Source organism: Sporolactobacillus sp. CQH2019, assembly GCF_028765345.1.
Classification (GTDB): domain Bacteria; phylum Bacillota; class Bacilli; order Bacillales; family Sporolactobacillaceae; genus Sporolactobacillus.
Window position 1 is genome coordinate 52,389 of sequence record NZ_JARAJZ010000015.1, and the last position, 17,862, is coordinate 70,250.

Genomic DNA, 17,862 nt, shown 5'->3' on the forward strand with positions numbered 1-17,862 from the left:
CCGAAAAGCAACGTATGCCGACCGAAAACCTGTCTACGTCGACCGATAAAACCCGTGCTGACCGATAAATTGCCTGTGATGACCGAAAAGCAGCGTGCGCCGACCGATAAACTGCACCTGCCGGTCGATAAACTAGGCGTGCCGACCGAAAACAGTTGCTAACTGGCCGAAAATCTTCTTATTCATCGATTCATACGGCGGGTCGCGTGTTTGTTGAAAATTAAAATTCCGGAAAAAAAACGCGGTTTCCGTGGGGAAACCGCGCGTGACTTTCAATTGATTCCGATTTACGCATGAAAGAACTGGCCGACCGTGTAAGTAACCACCATCGTCAGTGCGCCGACGAGGACATTCCGGGCGATCGCCGGCCAGCGCGGAGCGCCGCCCAGCTTTGCGCTGATCAATCCGGTCAGCGCCAGTGCGATCAATACGGCGATTACCGTGAACGGCACACGGAACGAGCCGGGGATCAATGCGATACAGAGAAAAGGCAGAATGGCTCCGATGGTGAATGAGATCATCGAAGAGAAGGCCGCGTGCCACGGATTGACATAATCGGCCGGATTGACGCCCAGTTCTGCATCGGCATGGGCTTTAAGGGCGTCCTTGCTCATCAGTTCGACGGCGACTTTTTTAGCCAGCTCTTCAGACAGGCCGTTATTTTCGTATATTTTCGCAAGTTCGCTGATTTCGCCTTCATAATCATCCTTGAGCTCGGCCTGCTCCCTGGCGATTACCGCCTTTTCCGAATCTTTCTGCGTGCTGACAGAAACATATTCGCCGCCGCCCATCGACAGGGCCCCGGAAACGAGACCGGCCAGGCCGGAAATAACCAGTGTCAGCGTGTTTGTCGTCGCCCCTGCGACGCCGATCACGATCCCGGCGGTCGAGACGATCCCGTCGTTCGCTCCCAGAACGCCCGCCCGAAGCACATTCAGTTTCTGATTCATTCCGCTCGTTACTTGTTCTTCCAAAATTGACAACCTCTTTTCATTTAAGTGAACAGTCTGAGAAAACGAAAATAATAAGCGCTAATTGAAAATAGTAATCATCGTCATGACCCCTAATACGCGACATGCTGCCATCCGTTGGGATGACAGCATGTTGGATAAGTTAAAATTATTATTGACTACTACTTCATTATTCTATAATCAATCGTGGCTTTTGTCCATTAACTTTGTTCAGAGCAGCATTTATTCGGTCAGTTCCAGAAATTCCCGAACATCGCGGACGCAGTAATCGAGGGCGGACCGCCAGAAATCCGGAGCAGTCAGATCGACGTTCAGATGTTTCTCCGCAAGCTGTTCGGTGGTCATCCTTCCGGTGTCACGAAGCAGAGCATCATATTTCTCGGCAAATGCCGTTCCTTCCTTCAGTGCCCGGACATAGATACCGGTGCTGAACAGGAATCCGAACGTATAAGGAAAATTGTAAAAAGGCCAGTCTGTGATATAAAAGTGAAGTTTGGATGCCCAGAATGTCGGGTGATACACATCCAGCGAATCCAGATAGGCTTCTTTCTGGGCTTCGACCATCAGCTGATTCAGCCGGCCGACACTGACGGTACCCGCTTTTCGTTCTTGATAAAAGCGTGTTTCGAACAGGAAACGGGCATGGATATTCATCAGCAGAGCCACGCAGCGTTCCAGTTTGCCGGAAAGGCGCTCAATTTTTTCCTGACGGGTTCCGGCGGCGGATTCGGCGGCGTCGCTGACGATCATTTCTGAAAAAGTCGAGGCGGTCTCCGCGACGTTCATGGCATATTGCTGTGACAGAAAAGGCAGGCCGTTCATGACCGATTGATGGTAGGCATGTCCGAGTTCATGAGCGATCGTCGATGTATTGGTCGCTGTTCCGCTGAATGTCATGAAGATGCGGGATTGTCCGCTGATCGGAAAACTGGTACAGAATCCGCCGGGCCGCTTGCCCGGACGATCTTCTGCTTCGATCCAGCGGTTCTTCAGCGCCTGATCCGCGAAATCGGCCATTCTTGGATTGAAGGCTCTGAAATGGCTGACGACGAAATCGCCGGCTTCTTCATAGGAGACTCTTCCGCTTTCTTTTGAGAGCGGGGCGTCCACATCGAACCAGGCCAGTTTTTTCAATCCGAGCATCTCCGCCTTGCGATTCAAAAATTTCACAAGAGCCGGTTTGTATTCATCGATCGTTTTCCACATGGTGTCCAGTGTTTTCCGGGACATCCGGTTATAATCGAGCGGTTCTTCGAGAAAATCAAACCAGCCGCGCGTTTCATAGGCGGAGAGGCGGAAACCTGCGATCCGGTTCAGTGTTTCCGCAAACAGTCCGGCGTTTTCAGACCATGCTGCCTCCAGAGCCGTAAATGCGGTTTTTCGCACGGCGCGGTTCGGATCATCGAGAAGATTATTGGCCTGCCCGACCGATAACCGTTCCGATCCCTTTTCAGGATGGCTGAACGGAATGTTTATTTTTCCGACAAGGGTGTAATAAAAGCTGCCCCAGGCGTGGTAACCGTCAACCGCCAGGCTGCTGATCAGCTGTTCCTGTTCGGGCGCGAGTTTTTTCCTGGAAAGATCTCTTTTTTCCTGAAGGGCGAAACGCACCCCGTCCATCGCCTTTCCGGCCATCAAAACCGTCCAATCTTTATCCGTGATCCGGCGCAGCTGTGCCTCAAACAGGGCATCGCAGGCTGCAAATTTTGCGGCAATGGCCTTCAGCCGATTGCTCCGTATGAGCGCCGTTTCATCCTTTATGTTCTGCGCTGTGATGCATTCTACGAAAGCGGAGGCCTCGTCAAGCCGCTTCAGCAGTTCCTCATATGTATGCACGATTTTTTGAAAAAGTATCGTATCGGCCGAGGCAAATGTCCCGGATCCAACATTGATAGCGGTTTCAAAAAAGGAAATATCACTTTCAAGCTGCTCGAGAAAAGCCGTGAATTCGGGCGATCCGCTTCCGCCTGGGAAAATCGGATCCAGATCCCACTTCTGATTCAGTTTTTGCATTATGTTTCCCCCTTTTCTTATTCTTTCACCAATTGTAGCATAATCCGTTTCGTTTGCCGCTTTTCAGGTTTGTCCGCTTTCTTCTTTAAAGAAATAGCGGTTATTGTTATCATAATAGAGGATATTCGTATGTACCGGAAAGAGGCCGAGCGGCGGCCCGTTTTCATCGGGCCCGTGACGGCTGTAATGGTTCATCCGGAGAAGAGGGGTTATCGTGATTCGTATACTGTTCGTCTGTCTCGGCAATATCTGCCGTTCGCCGATGGCGGAGGCCGTGCTGCGCGACAAAATAATAAAGGCAGGTGCCGGCGATCGGATTGTGGTCGATTCGGCGGGAACGGGAAACTGGCACATGGGCAGCATTCCGCATCCCGGAACAAGAAAAATTTTATCGAGGGAGGGCATATCTTTTGCAAAAATTAGAGCCAGGCAAGTCATCCCGGAGGATTTTCAGCGCTTTGACCGGATCATTGCCATGGACAGATCCAATGAGCGGGATCTTTACAGGCTGGCGGCGCCGAGTGAGCGGGACGGGCAAAAGATATTCCGCTTTATGCGGCTTTTGGATGACCGCCCGTCCGCCGATGTTCCGGATCCTTATTATACCGGCCGGTTTGATGAAGTCTTCCGCCTGGTCGATCGGGGGACGGATGTACTGCTAAGGCAGCTGCTCCGTTGATTTTTTTGAAGCACGTTTCTCATTTTTCACCACTATTTAGCAGACGTCCGCCGGCTTTTCCCCTCATATTAATCAGAGACGCTGTACAGACTAATAAAGTAATCCTCAAGGATTATACACACCGCAAGGAGGCCGAGTCCGATGAGTGTTTATGGCAGAAGCAAAATGGGGAGGTTCATGCTGATCGGGGGCATGGTCGGCTGCGCTCTGTCGCTGCTTAGCCGCGAGACACGTACAGTCTGGGGACATAATCTGTCAACAGCAGCCTCCGGCAGCGGCAAGCTGATTCAAACGATTTACAGGCATCCGGATCAGGTGGGGCGTTATTTTCAGACGACGGGGACCCGTCTGAAGTCGACCGCCCGGGAATTATCGGAAGATTTTCAGCAAATGATCGACCATGCTGAAAAGGCGAGAACGAGTACGACCGACACGTATCAGTATGTCATGGAGGCCGGAGCCGAGATCACGGAAATGGCGGGGAAAATTAGACGCGCCGGACAAAGCATCACTCGTTTTCAGGAACCCGTGCTGGTGGATACGGAGCAAGATGCTTTGCAGCGGCTTGAAAATGAAACATCCGTCCCGAATCCGGGAACCATGCCACGGCGATCGTTTGAAAAGAGCAAGAAACCTGCGCAGTCGAAGCCAAAGAATGACTTTAATTTAAAAAGCGACAGTCATTCGAAATAAAAGTGCTCTACGAGAGAAATTTGCGGAGATGGGGAAAGTGGGGAAAAAAAAGAAGTTTAGAGAAATGGTCCTGTTCATTAAACTTCTCGGTAAAAGATTCGTGGAAGACAATACAGCGGATTTAGCGGCAACACTGGCCTATTACTTTCTGTTGTCGCTATTTCCGCTTGTTATTTTTTTATTTGCGGTTCTTCCCTATATGGGACTGACCCAGCAGGAATTGCTGCCCTTTCTCAGCCGTTATCTTCCGGGTGAAGTCATGTCCCTTATCCGGGAAAATCTCGGTGATGTGTTTACAAGAAGCGGCGGCCTGCTTTCGATCGGCATTATCGCGACATTCTGGGCAGCGTCAAACGCCATCAATGCACTGATACGGACGCTGAACCACGCCTACCACGTAAAAGAAACCCGTTCTTTTATCGTTATCCGGATGCTGGCAATGCTCCTGACGCTGGCGATGGTTTTTGCCATTGTCCTGACGCTGGCGGTTAACGTGTTTTCTGTAGCTTTCGCCCAGAAATTTTTTCAGAAAGTCGGGATAGCGGATAATTTTGCCGATATGTGGTCGGCCGTCAGTCCGCTCTTAACCTTTGTTGTTGTTGTATTTATTCTGGCTTATCTTTACGCCCTTGGTCCCAATATGAGATTGAAACTGAAAGAAGTGAGGGTCGGTGCGCTTCTTGCCGGAAGCGGATGGCAGGCGGCGTCCTACGGATTCTCATTTTATGTCCGCTATTTCGGCCACTATTCGGCGACTTACGGTACGCTCGGCGGAATTATTATTCTGATGCTCTGGTTCTATATTACGGCCATGACGATTATTGTCGGCGGGCAGATCAATGCCATCCTTCATCATCTTCAGATCGGCAGGGGAATGTAAAAAGCGGTTTCTTCTTGTTTTGAACGAGCGAACGGATGTATGAAAGAAAACCGGCCTGTTCACAAAAGGGACTGCCGATTCTTGGGCGAAGCCGCGGTGCCGGGACGGTCCGATGATGCCGCGCTCCGCGGCGCTTATGCGGCAATCCGCTGAATTTTATATCTTCTCTGTAAATATAAATAAAAGAGGGGGGCTGGTACATGGCTGACGGGAAGCGCAGAAGAAAATTGCTTGTTATGCTGCTGTTCATCGGTTATCTGTCCCTGCTGCTGTCTGTCACTTTGTTCACGCATAATTACTATACTTACGGGCAGTCGAGCAATCTGCTGATTTTCAGCAGTGTCCGTTTAATGCTGATGAGCGGGAACAGCGGCCTGATCCTGAAGAATGTGATTGGAAATATCGTTCTTTTTATGCCGCTCGGCATTCTGCTTCCGCTGCTGATCGAGAAAAAGCAGGCCTTCCGCTGGCAGCTGCTGTTCGCCGTCCTGATCAGTCTAGTGATTGAGATTTGTCAGTTTTGGTTTGCCGCCCGTATTTTCGATATAGACGATATCATGCTGAATGTGGCCGGTGCCCTGGCCGGACGTCTTATCCTCAGTGTTTTCCGCCTCTTCGTGCGCAGGATTGTCATTTTTTACTCGGGATTCCGCTGAAACAGATAATCGATCGTTCGACTCATTCTGAGTGCGCCGAATTCGCCGAAGCGGGCCTTCAGAAGCCGCCCTTCTTTATCAAACAGATAGTATGCAGGAACGTAGCGGTTATCGAATGAGTCGGCCAGACGATGGGTATTGTCGATCAGCACGGGATGGGATATCCGATAAAGCGTACAGGCTTCGGCAACCTCCGCAACGTTCAGTTCCTCTTCAGAAAGAGGCATATGGACGGCGACGACATGAAGCAGGCCGACATATCGATCGCGGATCGTGTTGAGCAGCGGCATCGACTGTTTGCAGTAATGGCAGCCGATCGACCAGAAATGGATCAGCGATGGTTTCCCGAGCAGATCATTCCTTACAGCTTTTTGATTAATCCAATGCGTCGCCGTGTCCAGTTCCGGAAGTATCAGATTTTTAATCACCGGTCAGTCCTCCCGAATTCAGCGCCTCATTTCTGGGCGCCTCTTTTTCTGCCATTGTATGCCGGCCGGGCGCCATACGTTAATTAACCGGGTGACCGTGCCGCGCTAATCGCTTTCGGTTTGCACGCAGCGATTGATGAATGGCCGAACTGAGCGTGACAAGGATCAGCGCCAGGGAGATCCCGTAAAACAGACCGCCCTGCGGGACAAGGCCGATCAGCGTATTTCCGGCTATCGGCCCGGCCATACTCCCAAAACTATAGCACACGCTCATCAGGATGTTCCCGAGCGGAATCAGCGATGTGTCGAGCATGTCGCTGACGTAGCCCATGCTCATTGAGTACAGCGATCCGGTCAGCATGCCCGCAGCCGACAAAGTCAACAGGAGGCCGTAGAAAGAAGAAGAGAACAGTCCGGAGAGAATGAAGACCATGGCGCCAAGCAGCGATAAAGAGGGGAGCAGCCTGGCGCGGCCGAACCGATCGCCGATGACGCCGATCGGCAGCTGCGTCAACAGTCCGCCAGCGACGAACATCGGAAGCAGTGAAGAAATGTCCTCCAGCCGGAACCCGTTCCTTAAAGCGAAGATAGGAAAACTGTTGTTTAAGGATGCCTCGAGAAAGCCGAATCCGAATGTAGCGATCAGTCCGGACCAGGCAGCAAAGACCACCTGCCCGCAGCGGTTCAGCCAGCGGTTCTGTGCACGGTCCTCGTGAGACGGAGTTTCCGGGTATTCATTTTTGAGCAATATAAGCGGTATCAGAAAGACAAGACAGGCGGCCGTACCCGCGATAAAGGGGACGGCCAGACCGAAAGCGAGCAGCCGGACAAGCAGGGGACCGGCTGCAAAACCGAGGCCGAAAGACAGGCCGTAAAGAGCAATATTCCGGCCCTTTTTCCTGTGCGGACTGCCGATTGTAATCCATGTCTGCGCAGCAAAGTGAAGCATGCTGTCTCCGATTCCGACCGCGAGGCGCAGGATGAACCAGAACCAAAGATTAATGTAAAGCGGAAAAAGAGCAAGCGATAGCGTGATCAGCATTAGCCCAATGAACAGAAAAGGCTTATATCCAAGACGCTGCATCGGCTTCTCCATAAAAGGAGCGGGAGCAAGCATACCGATGTAAAGCGCGGTTGTTCCGATTCCGTTAACGATCGGCGATACGCCCCGTTCATCGAGCAGTGCGGAGATCAGGGGGAGCAGCATTCCTTCGGCGACGCCGCAGACAAATACCGATCCGATTAATAATGAGAAACGAAATAAATGATACGAGCGAAAAGGCATGATCCAATCCTTTCCCGGCGGAAAAAGATGATTCGACGATGATCCGGAAGCGTCGAATCAGTTCTTAAAAAGGCCGGCAGAGTATAAAGCAGCGTTGTCTCAATCAATTCCGGCTTTTTTTTTCGGAATATTGACTTTGTCAAACCGGATCTGAGCGCGGACGCGGGCGGCAATATCCATGCAGATCCGTCATTCTCCGTTCAATAAAGTTCCGGACGGCGGTCTTCGAACACGGGAATACGTGAGCGGACGGCGGCGATGGCGGAAAGATCGAGATCGGCGGTCAGCAGGCATTCTTCTTCTCCCGCTTCCGCGAGAATTTCACCCCACGGGCCGATGATCATCGAATGTCCGGCGAACATATTGTCCGGATCGCTTCCGGCCCGGTTGCAGGCAATGACAAATGCCTGATTTTCAATGGCCCGGCATGCGAGCAGGGTCCTCCAATGATCAAGCCGGGGTTTCGGCCATTCGGCGGGAATAAACAGAAGCCGTGCTCCGGAGAGAACGTGCCTTCTGATCCATTCGGGGAAACGGATATCGTAGCAAATGAAACCTGCGGACGGAATGCCGTCAAGGTCAAAGAGGCCGTCGCTGTCTCCCGCGTGCAAAAATTTGTCCTCATTCATCAGACGAAAGAGATGAATCTTGCTGTATTCCTTGACGCATTCACCTGCACGATTGATGACAAGCATGGTATTGGTCACCCGGGACGCAGAGCGTTTGGCAACGGATCCGGCAATGATCGCGACATGATTTGCTTTTGCCAGACGTCCGGCAAACCGTTTGGTCCGCTCAGCCTCGCTGTCGGCAGTCTCGGAAAGCCGTCCGAGGTCATAACCCGTTGTCCACAATTCGGGCAGCATGATCGCATCGGGTTTTTCTTTTAAGGCGCGCTGAATAAAATTTTCCGCGCGCAGATAATTTTTTTCCGGATCGCCGAAGGCAATGTTCAGCTGAATCAACGTGATCTTCATAATATAATGTCCCCCTTTATTATTCGGGAAAGCCCGCCGCCCCTCCCGAGGCTCCGGCCCGTTTCCCCCCGGCCTGATATTTAAAGAGCATTTTTTTAATACACGGTATCCTGATAAGGATACTCTTTACAAATCGATTTATTTCTCCGACAATAAAGGAAGCTATCTTCATTCATTATAAAGGTTCTTGCATGTGATTGAACAGGGCCAATTTCTAAGAAGCGGAAGTGAAAATTGATGGTTTACTATCCGAAATCCGATGCGCTTGATCGGCTGCCGAAACAATTCTTTGCCGATCTTGTCGTCAAGACAAATGCTGAAATAGCCAAGGGATTCGATGTGATTAATCTTGGACAGGGCAACCCGGATCAGCCGACGCCGCCGCACATTGTTAAGGCGCTGCAGGAGGCTGCTGGGAATCCTCTTTATCACAAATATTCGCCCTTTCGCGGCTATGATTTTCTGAAAGAAGCGATCGCCGCTTTTTACAAGCGCGAGTACAGTGTCGATCTTGATCCGAAGACGGAAGTCGCCATCTTGTTCGGTTCGAAGACCGGGCTGGTGGAAATCGGCGAATGTTTGCTGAACAGCGGAGACACGGTACTGATGCCGGATCCGGGCTATCCCGATTATTTGTCCGGTTTCGCGCTTGCCAACCTGCACATGGAAAAGATGCCGCTCCGCGAAGAAAACGCCTTTCTTCCGGATTATGGATCCCTGCCTGAAGCCGTGCTGGACCGAGCCAAGCTGATGTTCCTCAATTATCCGAACAATCCGACGGCCGTGACGGCACCTGCCGATTTCTTCGAACAGACGGTTGAAACGGCAGCGAAATACAATATCTGCGTTGTGCACGACTTCGCATACGGAGCGCTCGGCTTCGACGGTGAAAAGCCGCTCAGTTTCCTGCAGACGCCGGGGGCAAAAGACGTCGGTATTGAGATGTACACCCTTTCGAAGACCTATAACATGGCCGGATGGCGTGTCGGCTTTGCGCTCGGGAACCGAAGCGTAATCGAAGCGATTGAGCTGATTCAGGATCACTATTATGTCAGCCTGTTCGGCGCCATTCAGGAGGCAAGTGCCAAGGCGCTGCTCGGAGCGCAGGATTGTGTCCGGGATCTGGTCCGGCGTTATGAATCGCGCCGGGATGCATTCTTCAGCGCTGCCCGCAGTATAGGCTGGGATGCAGTTCCTTCCAAAGGTTCCTTCTTCGGCTGGCTGCCCGTTCCGAAAGGATTCACTTCCCAATCATTCTTTGATCATGCCCTAAAGGAAGCTCACGTCGTTGTCGCTCCGGGAATCGGCTTCGGCGGTGAGGGCGAAGATTACATCCGCGTGGGGCTGCTGACCGAACCGGAACGGCTGACCGAAGCCGTGAGGCGGATCGGGGAGCTTCGCCTGTTCTGAGGATAAACCGATTAGCCGCCGGGCGGGACGCAAGTTCTTTTGCGTTCCGCTTTTCTTTTTAAGGATGGCAGAAGAGCGGGGCGGATAATTTTTCTTCGGAGAGAAAAGAATAGGAGAAAAAGGAGCTGTCCGCCCATGAAAAAATTTCTGTCAATTCTCTGCTGCGCGGCTGCCGTTTTCTGCTTCTCAACGGCCTCTGCTGCAAAAGAGCCGCTTCCGGCAAAAGTGCCCGATTATGTTGCCGATATTTCAAAAGAAAATACTTACCCCAATCCGTCGCATGATCAATCGGAGCTTGTACCGAGCGGATATACAAAATCGCTGCTGCAGTCATCGAAAGTCGCAATCGACAATCCGGCGCTGATCAAATTGCTCAACGAATCGTCTCTTCATCCGTCGAAGTGGTCGATCGCTTATTCTGCACGGATTTATTTGGGCGAATGGCCGCTCAGTTATACATCAAAAGAAACGACGGTAAACTGGGAGTATAAGAAAATCAGCGATAATGCTGCGGATGCAAGAGGAAGCACAGGGGGACAGAAACTCAGTTACACTCAGGAGAATGAGGCCAAAGTAACCGGCGGACTGACGGCGAATGTGCCGAAAAAGGAGGAAGTCAGTCAGTTGATTATGGCTAAGGCAATGAAAAAGACGCGGCTTCCGATTTCCTTTTCCACAGTTGTCGGCCGCGGGACGAAGGCAGACCGCCCCTATCAGGTGGATGCGAAGCATATCGGCCATTTATACGGCTATGTTCCGGCAGTTAATGAAAAAGGGAAGATCACCTACGGAGAAGTCTTTCTTGTCCTTAAAGGAGGAAAAGCCTTTCTTGAAGTCAAAAATGTTATGGAACAGGGAATCGGGGCGTGGATGCCGATCCAGGACCACGTATCGCTTCGTTATCTTGCTAAATAGGCGGAGATACGTCGTCTGAAAACGCAGCTGCTTCTCTTCCTGAGAAAAACCGCTGCCGCCGAAAAATTTCAGCGGGCTGGCGGCCAACTTTTTGTCCCCGTATGTGCTAAAGTAGAACCGGTACGAAAAAGTGCAGAAAGCGGGGATGAAGAATGGGCAGAGCGGCCATATCAAAGTCTGAACAGGTCGGCTATTTAAAAAAGCGGATCAAACTGCTGTCTTACGTGATCAATGCTCTGGACGATGAAACGGCGGGTCCCGAAGATCTGAACCACATCTTAGGAATGATCGGGGATCTTGAAATCAAAATCCGCCGTTTCCGCGATGATTGGACGGAGGGGCAAATACCGAACCGCACATAAAAAGAATGAATACGGTCACCCTATATAGAAACGGAGGGTGATTTTATTTGAAAAAGATGATTATAGCGATGCTTGTTGCGCTCATTGGACTGGCCGGGCATCCTCTAGCAGGCGAGGCGAAGGATTGGTATTTTAAGCCGGCGAAAAACAATCAGCCGGCAACGACGGAGCCGGAGTATGAAATGCTTCTGAAAAAATACGACGGCATTTATATCGGAGACACGTTGAAAAAAGATATCTATTTTACATTTGACAACGGTTATGAAGCGGGGTATACGGCCAGTATTCTCGATACGCTGAAAAAAGAAAAGGTTCCCGCCGCCTTTTTCATTACCGGCCATTATATCACCGATCAGCCTGGGCTTGTGAAAAGAATGGCCAGAGAAGGTCATATCATCGGGAATCATTCCTGGGGCCATCCTGACCTGTCCGCGATCGGCGATGAAAAATATAAGCAGGAGCTGCAAAAACTGAAAACGGCCTATACAAAACTGACGGGACAGACCCGGATGCTTTATCTGCGTCCGCCGCGCGGAACATTCAGCGAACGCTCTCTGAAGCTGGCCAGAGATCAGGGGTACATCAGCGTTTTCTGGTCTGCCGCCTACAAAGACTGGGTGCGGGATCAGCAGAACGGTGCGGATTATGCCTACCAGCACATTATGAAGCGGATTCATCCCGGTGCCATTTTGCTGCTGCACACCGTTTCCAGAGATAACACCGAAGCATTGCCGCGTGTTATTCATGATCTGAAGAAACAGGGATACCATTTCCGCAGCCTTGATCAACTGGTGGCGAAAAAGCATCTGCCCACCCATGATCGATAAATTTATCCGTTTATTTCTCTTCGGCGAGCCGGGTCCCGCATGAACGAAGAGATTTTTTTTTCAGGCGGCCCGGTCCGGCCGCTTATCTTATATTGTAAATTGTAAAGAAATAAAGCGATTTTAGTCAATTTTTGTTGAAAAAAGTTAGTAACACAATCCACAGAGTTATCCACACCCTTGACAAATATGCGGGTGCATTTCAGCGGATTTATACAAGGTTATTCACATTATCCACAGCGATTGGGAAAGTTATCTACAAAAACAGTCACAATTCGACTGTAAGCACAGCAAGGGATGAACAGAGTTATCCACTTATCCACAAAGTTATTGACATTTTCGGATGTGTTGACCTTGCAAATTCAGAAAAATAGATTTTATCCACTTTCTTTCCGTCTATTTTCCGATACTGTTTTTTAACAAAATTCATAAACGATTAACTTTTCGGGGACAGAATGAGACGGCCTGGCTTTGCCGGGCTTTTTGGCGCAGACGGACGGCTGCATGCTGAAAGGCTGCGAGGCCCGCTGTTTCCGTTCGCTATAATCTCCCTCTTATTTTGCTAAAAAAAAGGAAGCTCCCGGCCTGATAGAATATCCTTGTGAGGCCGGCCCGGCATGGGAAGATACGTTTTTTTATGACTTTCGGACATCCCTTTTTAAGAGCGGTATGATAAAATAATGAATAAAAGGGGAGGGATGAGATCGATGCCCGTAATAGCCCGAATCAGTACAGACGGCAAAAATGACGGCTTTTTTGAAATTGATATTCAATTGGATGACGGCAGGACTGAGACGCTTCATGTACATGAAGACATCCTTGTGCAGGATGAATTGCGCAAGGGGCTTCACCTTACAGAGCATCGTCTTGCCGTTCTTCATTTTGAAGCTGAGGGCATCAAAGCCTATCTTGCCGGCATCCGCTATCTTTCTTACCGGATGCGCAGTTCTCATGAAATGAAAGCTTATCTGGAGAAAAAGGGGTACAGTAAAAGCCAGATTGAATATGCGCTCGGACGTCTGCAGAAGGAACAAAAACTGGATGACCGGGCTTTTGCTGTAGCGTTCACACGCACGAGAATCGAACTGTCGACGAAGGGGCCCCAGTTGATCTATCGGGAACTGCTGCAGGCAGGCATTGCTCAGTCTATCGCAGCGGGAGCGGAATCCCTTTATCCTATGGAGGAGCAGCTGGCCCACGCCCGAAAATATTTGGCGAAGAAAACGGCGTCGGTCAAGAATACGAAGTCTTCTGCCGAAGCGAAACAAATTCTTTCCCGGCTGCTGATGCAAAGAGGCTATTCGCGGGAAATTACGGATCAGGTCATCGGCGAGATCGGCGGTTTTCTGGCGGACAATGAGAAAAACGCACTGGCCTGCCAGGCGGAAAAGGCGATGCAGAAGTATAAAAAATACAGCGGGAATGAGTTTTTGCAGAAGGTTAAAGCTTTTTTGTATCGAAAAGGTTTTCCCGCCGACGACATTACTTCGTTTTTACAGAAACGGATAAACATTAATAATTAAAAAAACGTCGCCTGTGTCGAAAATTGTGAAGGCGGCGGAAATGAAAGGGAGATGGATCATATGGAGCAGCGGTTCAGCGAAATGACGCCCTATGAGCTTACGCAGAAAATTGGCGAGTTTACGGACAAGGCGAGAAAAGCGGAGCAGATGGGCATGATCAATGAGCTTGCGGTTTACGAACGAAAGATCGACATGGCCAGGGCTTATTTGATGGATCCGGAAAGTTTCCGGCCGGGCCAACTATATTATGTCGACGACCGGGCTTTCAGGATTGATTATATGAAAGGAAACTTCGCCTGGGGGAGATTTGAAGACAGTGAAAAAATGCACGGTGTTCCCATTTCTCTTTTGAAAAAGGCGAAACGGCAAAGAGTGGAATAAAGACGGCCCCTGAATATCTCCTGCAGGACGTTGTTATCGGCATCAGGTCAAGTGTCAGGGGATTGTTGATATAGAGCGGCAGGGCGTCTCATCATCGAAAATCGACGAATAAGACGCCCTGCCGCTTTTTAAAATCGTTTGGAAATGATCTGCATGCCGTCTCTGAAACCGACGGCTAAGCCGTTCTTATTTATTTTGACTGTGCAAGCACGAGTTTTTTACGCAGTTTCTTTTCACTGTAAACCCACCCGGTATAGGAACTTTCCACAACAAGATTTTTGTTAACCCAGACCGTAGCCGTGAAAGGATACATGCCCTTTGCAAAGTAGCGCAAATCGACAAACTGCATGACGAAGCGGCCGTTCTGTTCGCGGATTTCCCAGCGGTATATAGGCGAAAACGAGAGAAATGCGCGGACGTTTTTATCGCACATCGCCGACTGAATAATTTCATTGTCCGCGTCGATCGGCCGCCGTTCGAAGGTATCGATCAGCTTCAGCTTCCGGCCGTCGGTTTTTCCGACATAGAACCGGTCGGCGCTTTCGGCCGCCACATGATAATGCGACCAGCGCAAGGTCGGCGACAGATAGATGTTTTTCAGGCCGGGCAGCCGGTGCCTGATAAAGCGGACGGTTCTTCGATGCTGCAAGGTGCGCAGGATATAATAGCCGGCCAGCACCGCATAGATGGTAGCGAATGTCTCGCCGGGATAGCCGGTCGCCTGCCAGATCGCGAATCCCATCAGATGAAGGCTGAAAATAAAAGGGTCGAAAATATTAATGATTCCGAGCGCGATCCATTTTTCTTTGATGGGCCGGGCAGCCTGTGTTCCGTATGCGTTGAATATATCGACAAACACATGCAGCGAAACAGCGAGGAGCGTCCAGAACAGAAACGCATCGACATCCGCCCCCGGGAACAGCGGCAAAAGACATGCAGCGATAATAAACGGCCAAAGTACGACCGCCGGCAGGGAATGAGTCCTTCCCCGGTGATTGCGGATGTAGGCGGCGTTGTTTTTTAATTTCAGGACCGTGTCAATATCCGGTATAACGGAACCGGCCACGGCACCAAGCATGACAGCGTGAAAAGTCAGGGGATCTGCGGCAACAGCCGGGTCAAGAGTTGCGAGACCTGCCAAACCAAACCCCATCACAACATGAGTGGCTGTATCCATCTAATTTGAATGCCCTCCTTGTGGCAAATCACTCACGATAAGTAAGATAAAGGAAACAAATTTACGCGCTTCCATTGTCACACAAAATGAACTATATTGAAAGGGGTAATTATGTCAATTTTAAATAAATATTGATCAGAGAAAAATGCTGGAGTGAAATATGTGAATGCAAAGCAAATCAGACAATTCGACGACGATCTCCTGACCTGGTTCCGCGAGAACGGCCGCCGCCTTCCCTGGCGCGGAACCGACAATCCATATTATACCTGGGTTTCCGAAGTCATGCTGCAGCAGACTCAGGTGGATACGGTCATTCCTTATTATAACAGATTTATCAGCCGTTTTCCGACGATAGAAGCTCTGGCGGAAGCGCCGGATCAGACGGTACTGAAATACTGGGAAGGTCTCGGTTATTATTCGCGTGCGCGCAACCTGCACCGGGGGGTGCGCGAGGTGGCCGAGAAATACGGCGGAAAAGTGCCCGAAGATAAGGCCGACCTGCTTTCGATCCAAGGAATCGGTCCCTATACCGCAGGAGCGCTGCTCAGCATTGCATTCAGCGAACCGGAACCCGCTGTCGACGGCAATGTGATGCGGGTGATGTCCCGAGTATTCCTGATCGACGACGATATTGCAAAAGCGAAAACGAAGAAAAAATTTGAAAATATTGTCGGCGCCCTGATCGCCGAAGCAGACCCTTCCGCTTTCAATCAGAGTCTGATGGATCTCGGCGCGCTGGTCTGCCGCCCCCAAAATCCGAAATGCGATGAATGCCCTCTGAAGGCGCACTGCCTCGCCCGCGAAGAAGGGGTGCAGCTTGAATATCCGGTCAAAAGCGGCAAGGCAAAACCGCGATCGATTGATTATGCTGTCCTGCTGCTCAGCAATGCGAAACGGCAATATCTGATTGAGCAGAGGCCGGACGTCGGGCTGCTTGCCGGTATGTGGCAGTTCCCGATGGTGGCGCACGATCCCGCCGGGAGTGATGAAAAAGCGCTGGAGGCCGCCTGCAGGAAATACGGCCGGAAAGCCCGGCTTGTCCGGACAGCTTTCTCCTATACTCATCGTTTTTCCCATCTGATCTGGAATCTGTCGCTTTACGAGGGAACGGCCGAAGAAACAGCCGATCCCGGGGCAAGAACGGCCTGGGAATCTCTGGATGAGCTGCTGCGCCGCCCTTTTCCGGTACCCCATCAGAAAATCATCGAATGGATCAAAAAAAATCGACAGAATCATACATAAAATGAAAGGAAGTTGGCTAAGTTATAAGTCGTGGAGGTGATACTCAATGGCTAAGAAGACAAATGTGGGCACGGATGTAGAACAGGTTAAGAAACAGAATGCCCAGGTCGGCAGCAGCGGACAGTACGGCAGCGAATTCGCCAGCGAAACGAATGCTCAGGAAGTTCGCCAGCAGAACAAAAAGTCGCAAGCAAATAAACAGTAATCACCTACATGACGGGAAGCTCCCTGCCTGGAAACGGGCAGGGAGCTTTTTCAGATGCGCTTTATTTCCTGCGCTTTTCAGAAATAAATGTGCCGCCTCCTGCGCCTTCCGTATTCTGTTCCGGTCCGGCTCTGCTGGAGCGAGAAACGGTCCGGCCGCGATCCGATCGCTTTAACCATAATTTAATGTATTGACATCCCTTGATTTTAATTGTAAAGTTTGTTCAGTCTTTAAATGTTATAATAAGTGACATGAGGAGGTGAAGAGGTTGAATCAGCCGATTCTTGAAGTTAAAGGGTTAAAGACCTCTTTTTTTACTGACGACGGCGAACTGCCGGCAGTTGACGGGATTGATTTTTCCGTCGGCGAGGGAGAAATTCTGGGGATCGTCGGCGAATCGGGCTGCGGGAAAAGCGTTACTTCGCTGTCGATCATGGGTCTTCTGCCTTCTCCTCCGGGGAAAATCGTTGGAGGAGGTATTTATTTTAAAGGCGAAGACATCAGCCATGCGAAAGAATCCAAGATGAGGAAACTGCGCGGGAATGAAATCGCCATGATTTTCCAGGAACCGATGACATCGCTCAATCCGGTTTTTACAATAGGCGATCAGTTAATGGAAGCCATTCGCCTGCATAATCGTCTTTCAAAAAAAGAGCTGATCGAACGGGCCGTCGAATTATTAAAAATGGTCGGCCTTCCGAGAGCCAAAGAACTGCTGAAGGAATATCCTCATGAATTGTCCGGGGGAATGCGGCAGCGGGTGATGATTGCCATGGCCATGTCGTGCAATCCGAAAGTTCTGATTGCGGACGAACCGACGACCGCCCTCGATGTCACGATTCAAGCTCAGATTCTCGATCTGATGATCAAACTCAATCGTGAGACGCACACGGCTATTATCCTGATCACGCATGATCTCGGGGTCGTCGCCCAGGTATGCAAACGTGTTGTCGTGATGTACGCCGGGAAAGTCGTTGAAGAAGGAAACGTCAAAGACATTTTTAATCACCCGAAGCATCCTTATACCGAAGGGCTTATTCGCTCCATTCCCGGTCTGCACTCAAAAAAGGATACGCTCTATACGATCAAGGGCAGCGTTCCCAGGCCCGGATCAATCAAGAAGGGCTGTCTTTTCGCACCGCGCTGCGAGTATGTCATGGACAAATGCCGGACGGATTCTCCCGAACTCGTCGGCGACAGCCATAAATCACGTTGCTTTCTTCATCAGGCGCAAGCGTAGA

General features: G+C 50.6%; 19 protein-coding genes. 13 read left to right on the forward strand and 6 right to left on the reverse strand.

The window, feature by feature from the left end; genetic code table 11:
* Positions 1–287: 287 nt before the first annotated feature.
* Both OYT88_RS17720 and OYT88_RS17725 read right to left on the reverse strand, forming a co-directional pair.
* A complete protein-coding gene (locus tag OYT88_RS17720) occupies positions 288–974 on the reverse strand; it encodes a VIT1/CCC1 transporter family protein (protein WP_274401691.1) in 687 nt (228 codons plus the stop codon).
* 219 nt (positions 975–1,193) lie between these two features.
* Positions 1,194–2,984: a M3 family oligoendopeptidase gene (locus OYT88_RS17725; protein WP_274401692.1), complete on the reverse strand. Its 1,791-nt coding sequence runs from the start codon at positions 2,982–2,984 to the stop codon at positions 1,194–1,196.
* 214 nt (positions 2,985–3,198) lie between these two features.
* Here OYT88_RS17725 and OYT88_RS17730 point away from each other — a divergent pair, with 214 nt between their 5' ends.
* The 4 genes from OYT88_RS17730 to OYT88_RS17745 all read left to right on the forward strand — a co-directional run bounded on the left by OYT88_RS17730 (position 3,199) and on the right by OYT88_RS17745 (position 5,892).
* A complete protein-coding gene (locus tag OYT88_RS17730) occupies positions 3,199–3,663 on the forward strand; it encodes a low molecular weight protein-tyrosine-phosphatase (protein WP_274401693.1) in 465 nt (154 codons plus the stop codon).
* 141 nt (positions 3,664–3,804) lie between these two features.
* Positions 3,805–4,356, forward strand: coding sequence for a hypothetical protein (locus tag OYT88_RS17735; RefSeq protein ID WP_274401694.1), 552 nt, complete (start codon positions 3,805–3,807; stop codon positions 4,354–4,356).
* Positions 4,357–4,384: 28 nt separating this feature from the next.
* Positions 4,385–5,236 (forward strand): YihY/virulence factor BrkB family protein, encoded by an 852-nt coding sequence (locus OYT88_RS17740; protein WP_274401695.1) that lies wholly within the window; start codon positions 4,385–4,387, stop codon positions 5,234–5,236.
* A gap of 200 nt (positions 5,237–5,436) precedes the next feature.
* Positions 5,437–5,892 (forward strand): VanZ family protein, encoded by a 456-nt coding sequence (locus OYT88_RS17745; protein ID WP_274401696.1) that lies wholly within the window; start codon positions 5,437–5,439, stop codon positions 5,890–5,892.
* Here OYT88_RS17745 and OYT88_RS17750 read toward each other — a convergent pair.
* The 3 genes from OYT88_RS17750 to OYT88_RS17760 form a co-directional block, all read right to left on the reverse strand.
* On the reverse strand, positions 5,874–6,320 hold the full coding sequence (locus OYT88_RS17750; protein ID WP_274401697.1) for a TlpA family protein disulfide reductase: 447 nt from the start codon (positions 6,318–6,320) through the stop codon (positions 5,874–5,876). The two genes, OYT88_RS17745 and OYT88_RS17750, sit on opposite strands and share 19 nt — an antisense overlap.
* 79 nt (positions 6,321–6,399) lie before the next feature.
* Positions 6,400–7,605: an MFS transporter gene (locus OYT88_RS17755; RefSeq protein ID WP_274401698.1), complete on the reverse strand. Its 1,206-nt coding sequence runs from the start codon at positions 7,603–7,605 to the stop codon at positions 6,400–6,402.
* A gap of 200 nt (positions 7,606–7,805) precedes the next feature.
* Positions 7,806–8,582, reverse strand: a complete 777-nt coding sequence (locus tag OYT88_RS17760; RefSeq protein WP_274401699.1) for a carbon-nitrogen family hydrolase — start codon at positions 8,580–8,582, stop codon at positions 7,806–7,808.
* 237 nt (positions 8,583–8,819) lie between these two features.
* On the opposite strand from OYT88_RS17760, the gene OYT88_RS17765 reads away from it, so the two are divergent.
* The 6 genes from OYT88_RS17765 to OYT88_RS17790 all read left to right on the forward strand — a co-directional run bounded on the left by OYT88_RS17765 (position 8,820) and on the right by OYT88_RS17790 (position 13,997).
* The gene (locus OYT88_RS17765; protein ID WP_274401700.1) at positions 8,820–9,992 is read left to right on the forward strand and encodes a pyridoxal phosphate-dependent aminotransferase; all 1,173 of its coding nucleotides are present in this window, start codon (positions 8,820–8,822) and stop codon (positions 9,990–9,992) included.
* 135 nt (positions 9,993–10,127) lie between these two features.
* On the forward strand, positions 10,128–10,907 hold the full coding sequence (locus OYT88_RS17770) for a YfkD family protein (protein WP_274401701.1): 780 nt from the start codon (positions 10,128–10,130) through the stop codon (positions 10,905–10,907).
* 152 nt (positions 10,908–11,059) lie between these two features.
* Positions 11,060–11,269: an SE1561 family protein gene (locus OYT88_RS17775; protein ID WP_274401702.1), complete on the forward strand. Its 210-nt coding sequence runs from the start codon at positions 11,060–11,062 to the stop codon at positions 11,267–11,269.
* Between the two features lie 68 nt (positions 11,270–11,337).
* Positions 11,338–12,096, forward strand: coding sequence for a delta-lactam-biosynthetic de-N-acetylase (gene pdaA / locus OYT88_RS17780; RefSeq protein ID WP_274401725.1), 759 nt, complete (start codon positions 11,338–11,340; stop codon positions 12,094–12,096).
* A gap of 704 nt (positions 12,097–12,800) precedes the next feature.
* Entirely contained in the window at positions 12,801–13,616 is an 816-nt protein-coding gene (locus OYT88_RS17785; protein ID WP_274401703.1) for a RecX family transcriptional regulator, read from the forward strand.
* A 60-nt stretch (positions 13,617–13,676) separates the two neighbouring features.
* On the forward strand, positions 13,677–13,997 hold the full coding sequence (locus OYT88_RS17790; protein ID WP_274401704.1) for a YfhH family protein: 321 nt from the start codon (positions 13,677–13,679) through the stop codon (positions 13,995–13,997).
* Between the two features lie 190 nt (positions 13,998–14,187).
* Here the strand turns inward: OYT88_RS17790 and OYT88_RS17795 are convergent, their stop codons facing one another.
* A complete protein-coding gene (locus OYT88_RS17795; protein WP_274401705.1) occupies positions 14,188–15,174 on the reverse strand; it encodes a metal-dependent hydrolase in 987 nt (328 codons plus the stop codon).
* A 162-nt stretch (positions 15,175–15,336) separates the two neighbouring features.
* Between OYT88_RS17795 and mutY the strand changes: the two genes are divergently transcribed.
* The 3 genes from mutY (at position 15,337) to OYT88_RS17810 (ending at position 17,861) form a co-directional block, all read left to right on the forward strand.
* Positions 15,337–16,416 (forward strand): A/G-specific adenine glycosylase, encoded by a 1,080-nt coding sequence (gene mutY / locus OYT88_RS17800; RefSeq protein ID WP_274401706.1) that lies wholly within the window; start codon positions 15,337–15,339, stop codon positions 16,414–16,416.
* 46 nt (positions 16,417–16,462) lie between these two features.
* A complete protein-coding gene (locus tag OYT88_RS17805) occupies positions 16,463–16,621 on the forward strand; it encodes a gamma-type small acid-soluble spore protein (protein WP_274401707.1) in 159 nt (52 codons plus the stop codon).
* 268 nt (positions 16,622–16,889) lie between these two features.
* Positions 16,890–17,861 carry an ABC transporter ATP-binding protein gene (locus OYT88_RS17810; RefSeq protein ID WP_274401708.1) on the forward strand — a complete coding sequence of 324 codons (972 nt, stop codon included), beginning with the start codon at positions 16,890–16,892 and terminating at the stop codon, positions 17,859–17,861.
* Position 17,862: the final 1 nt, after the last annotated feature.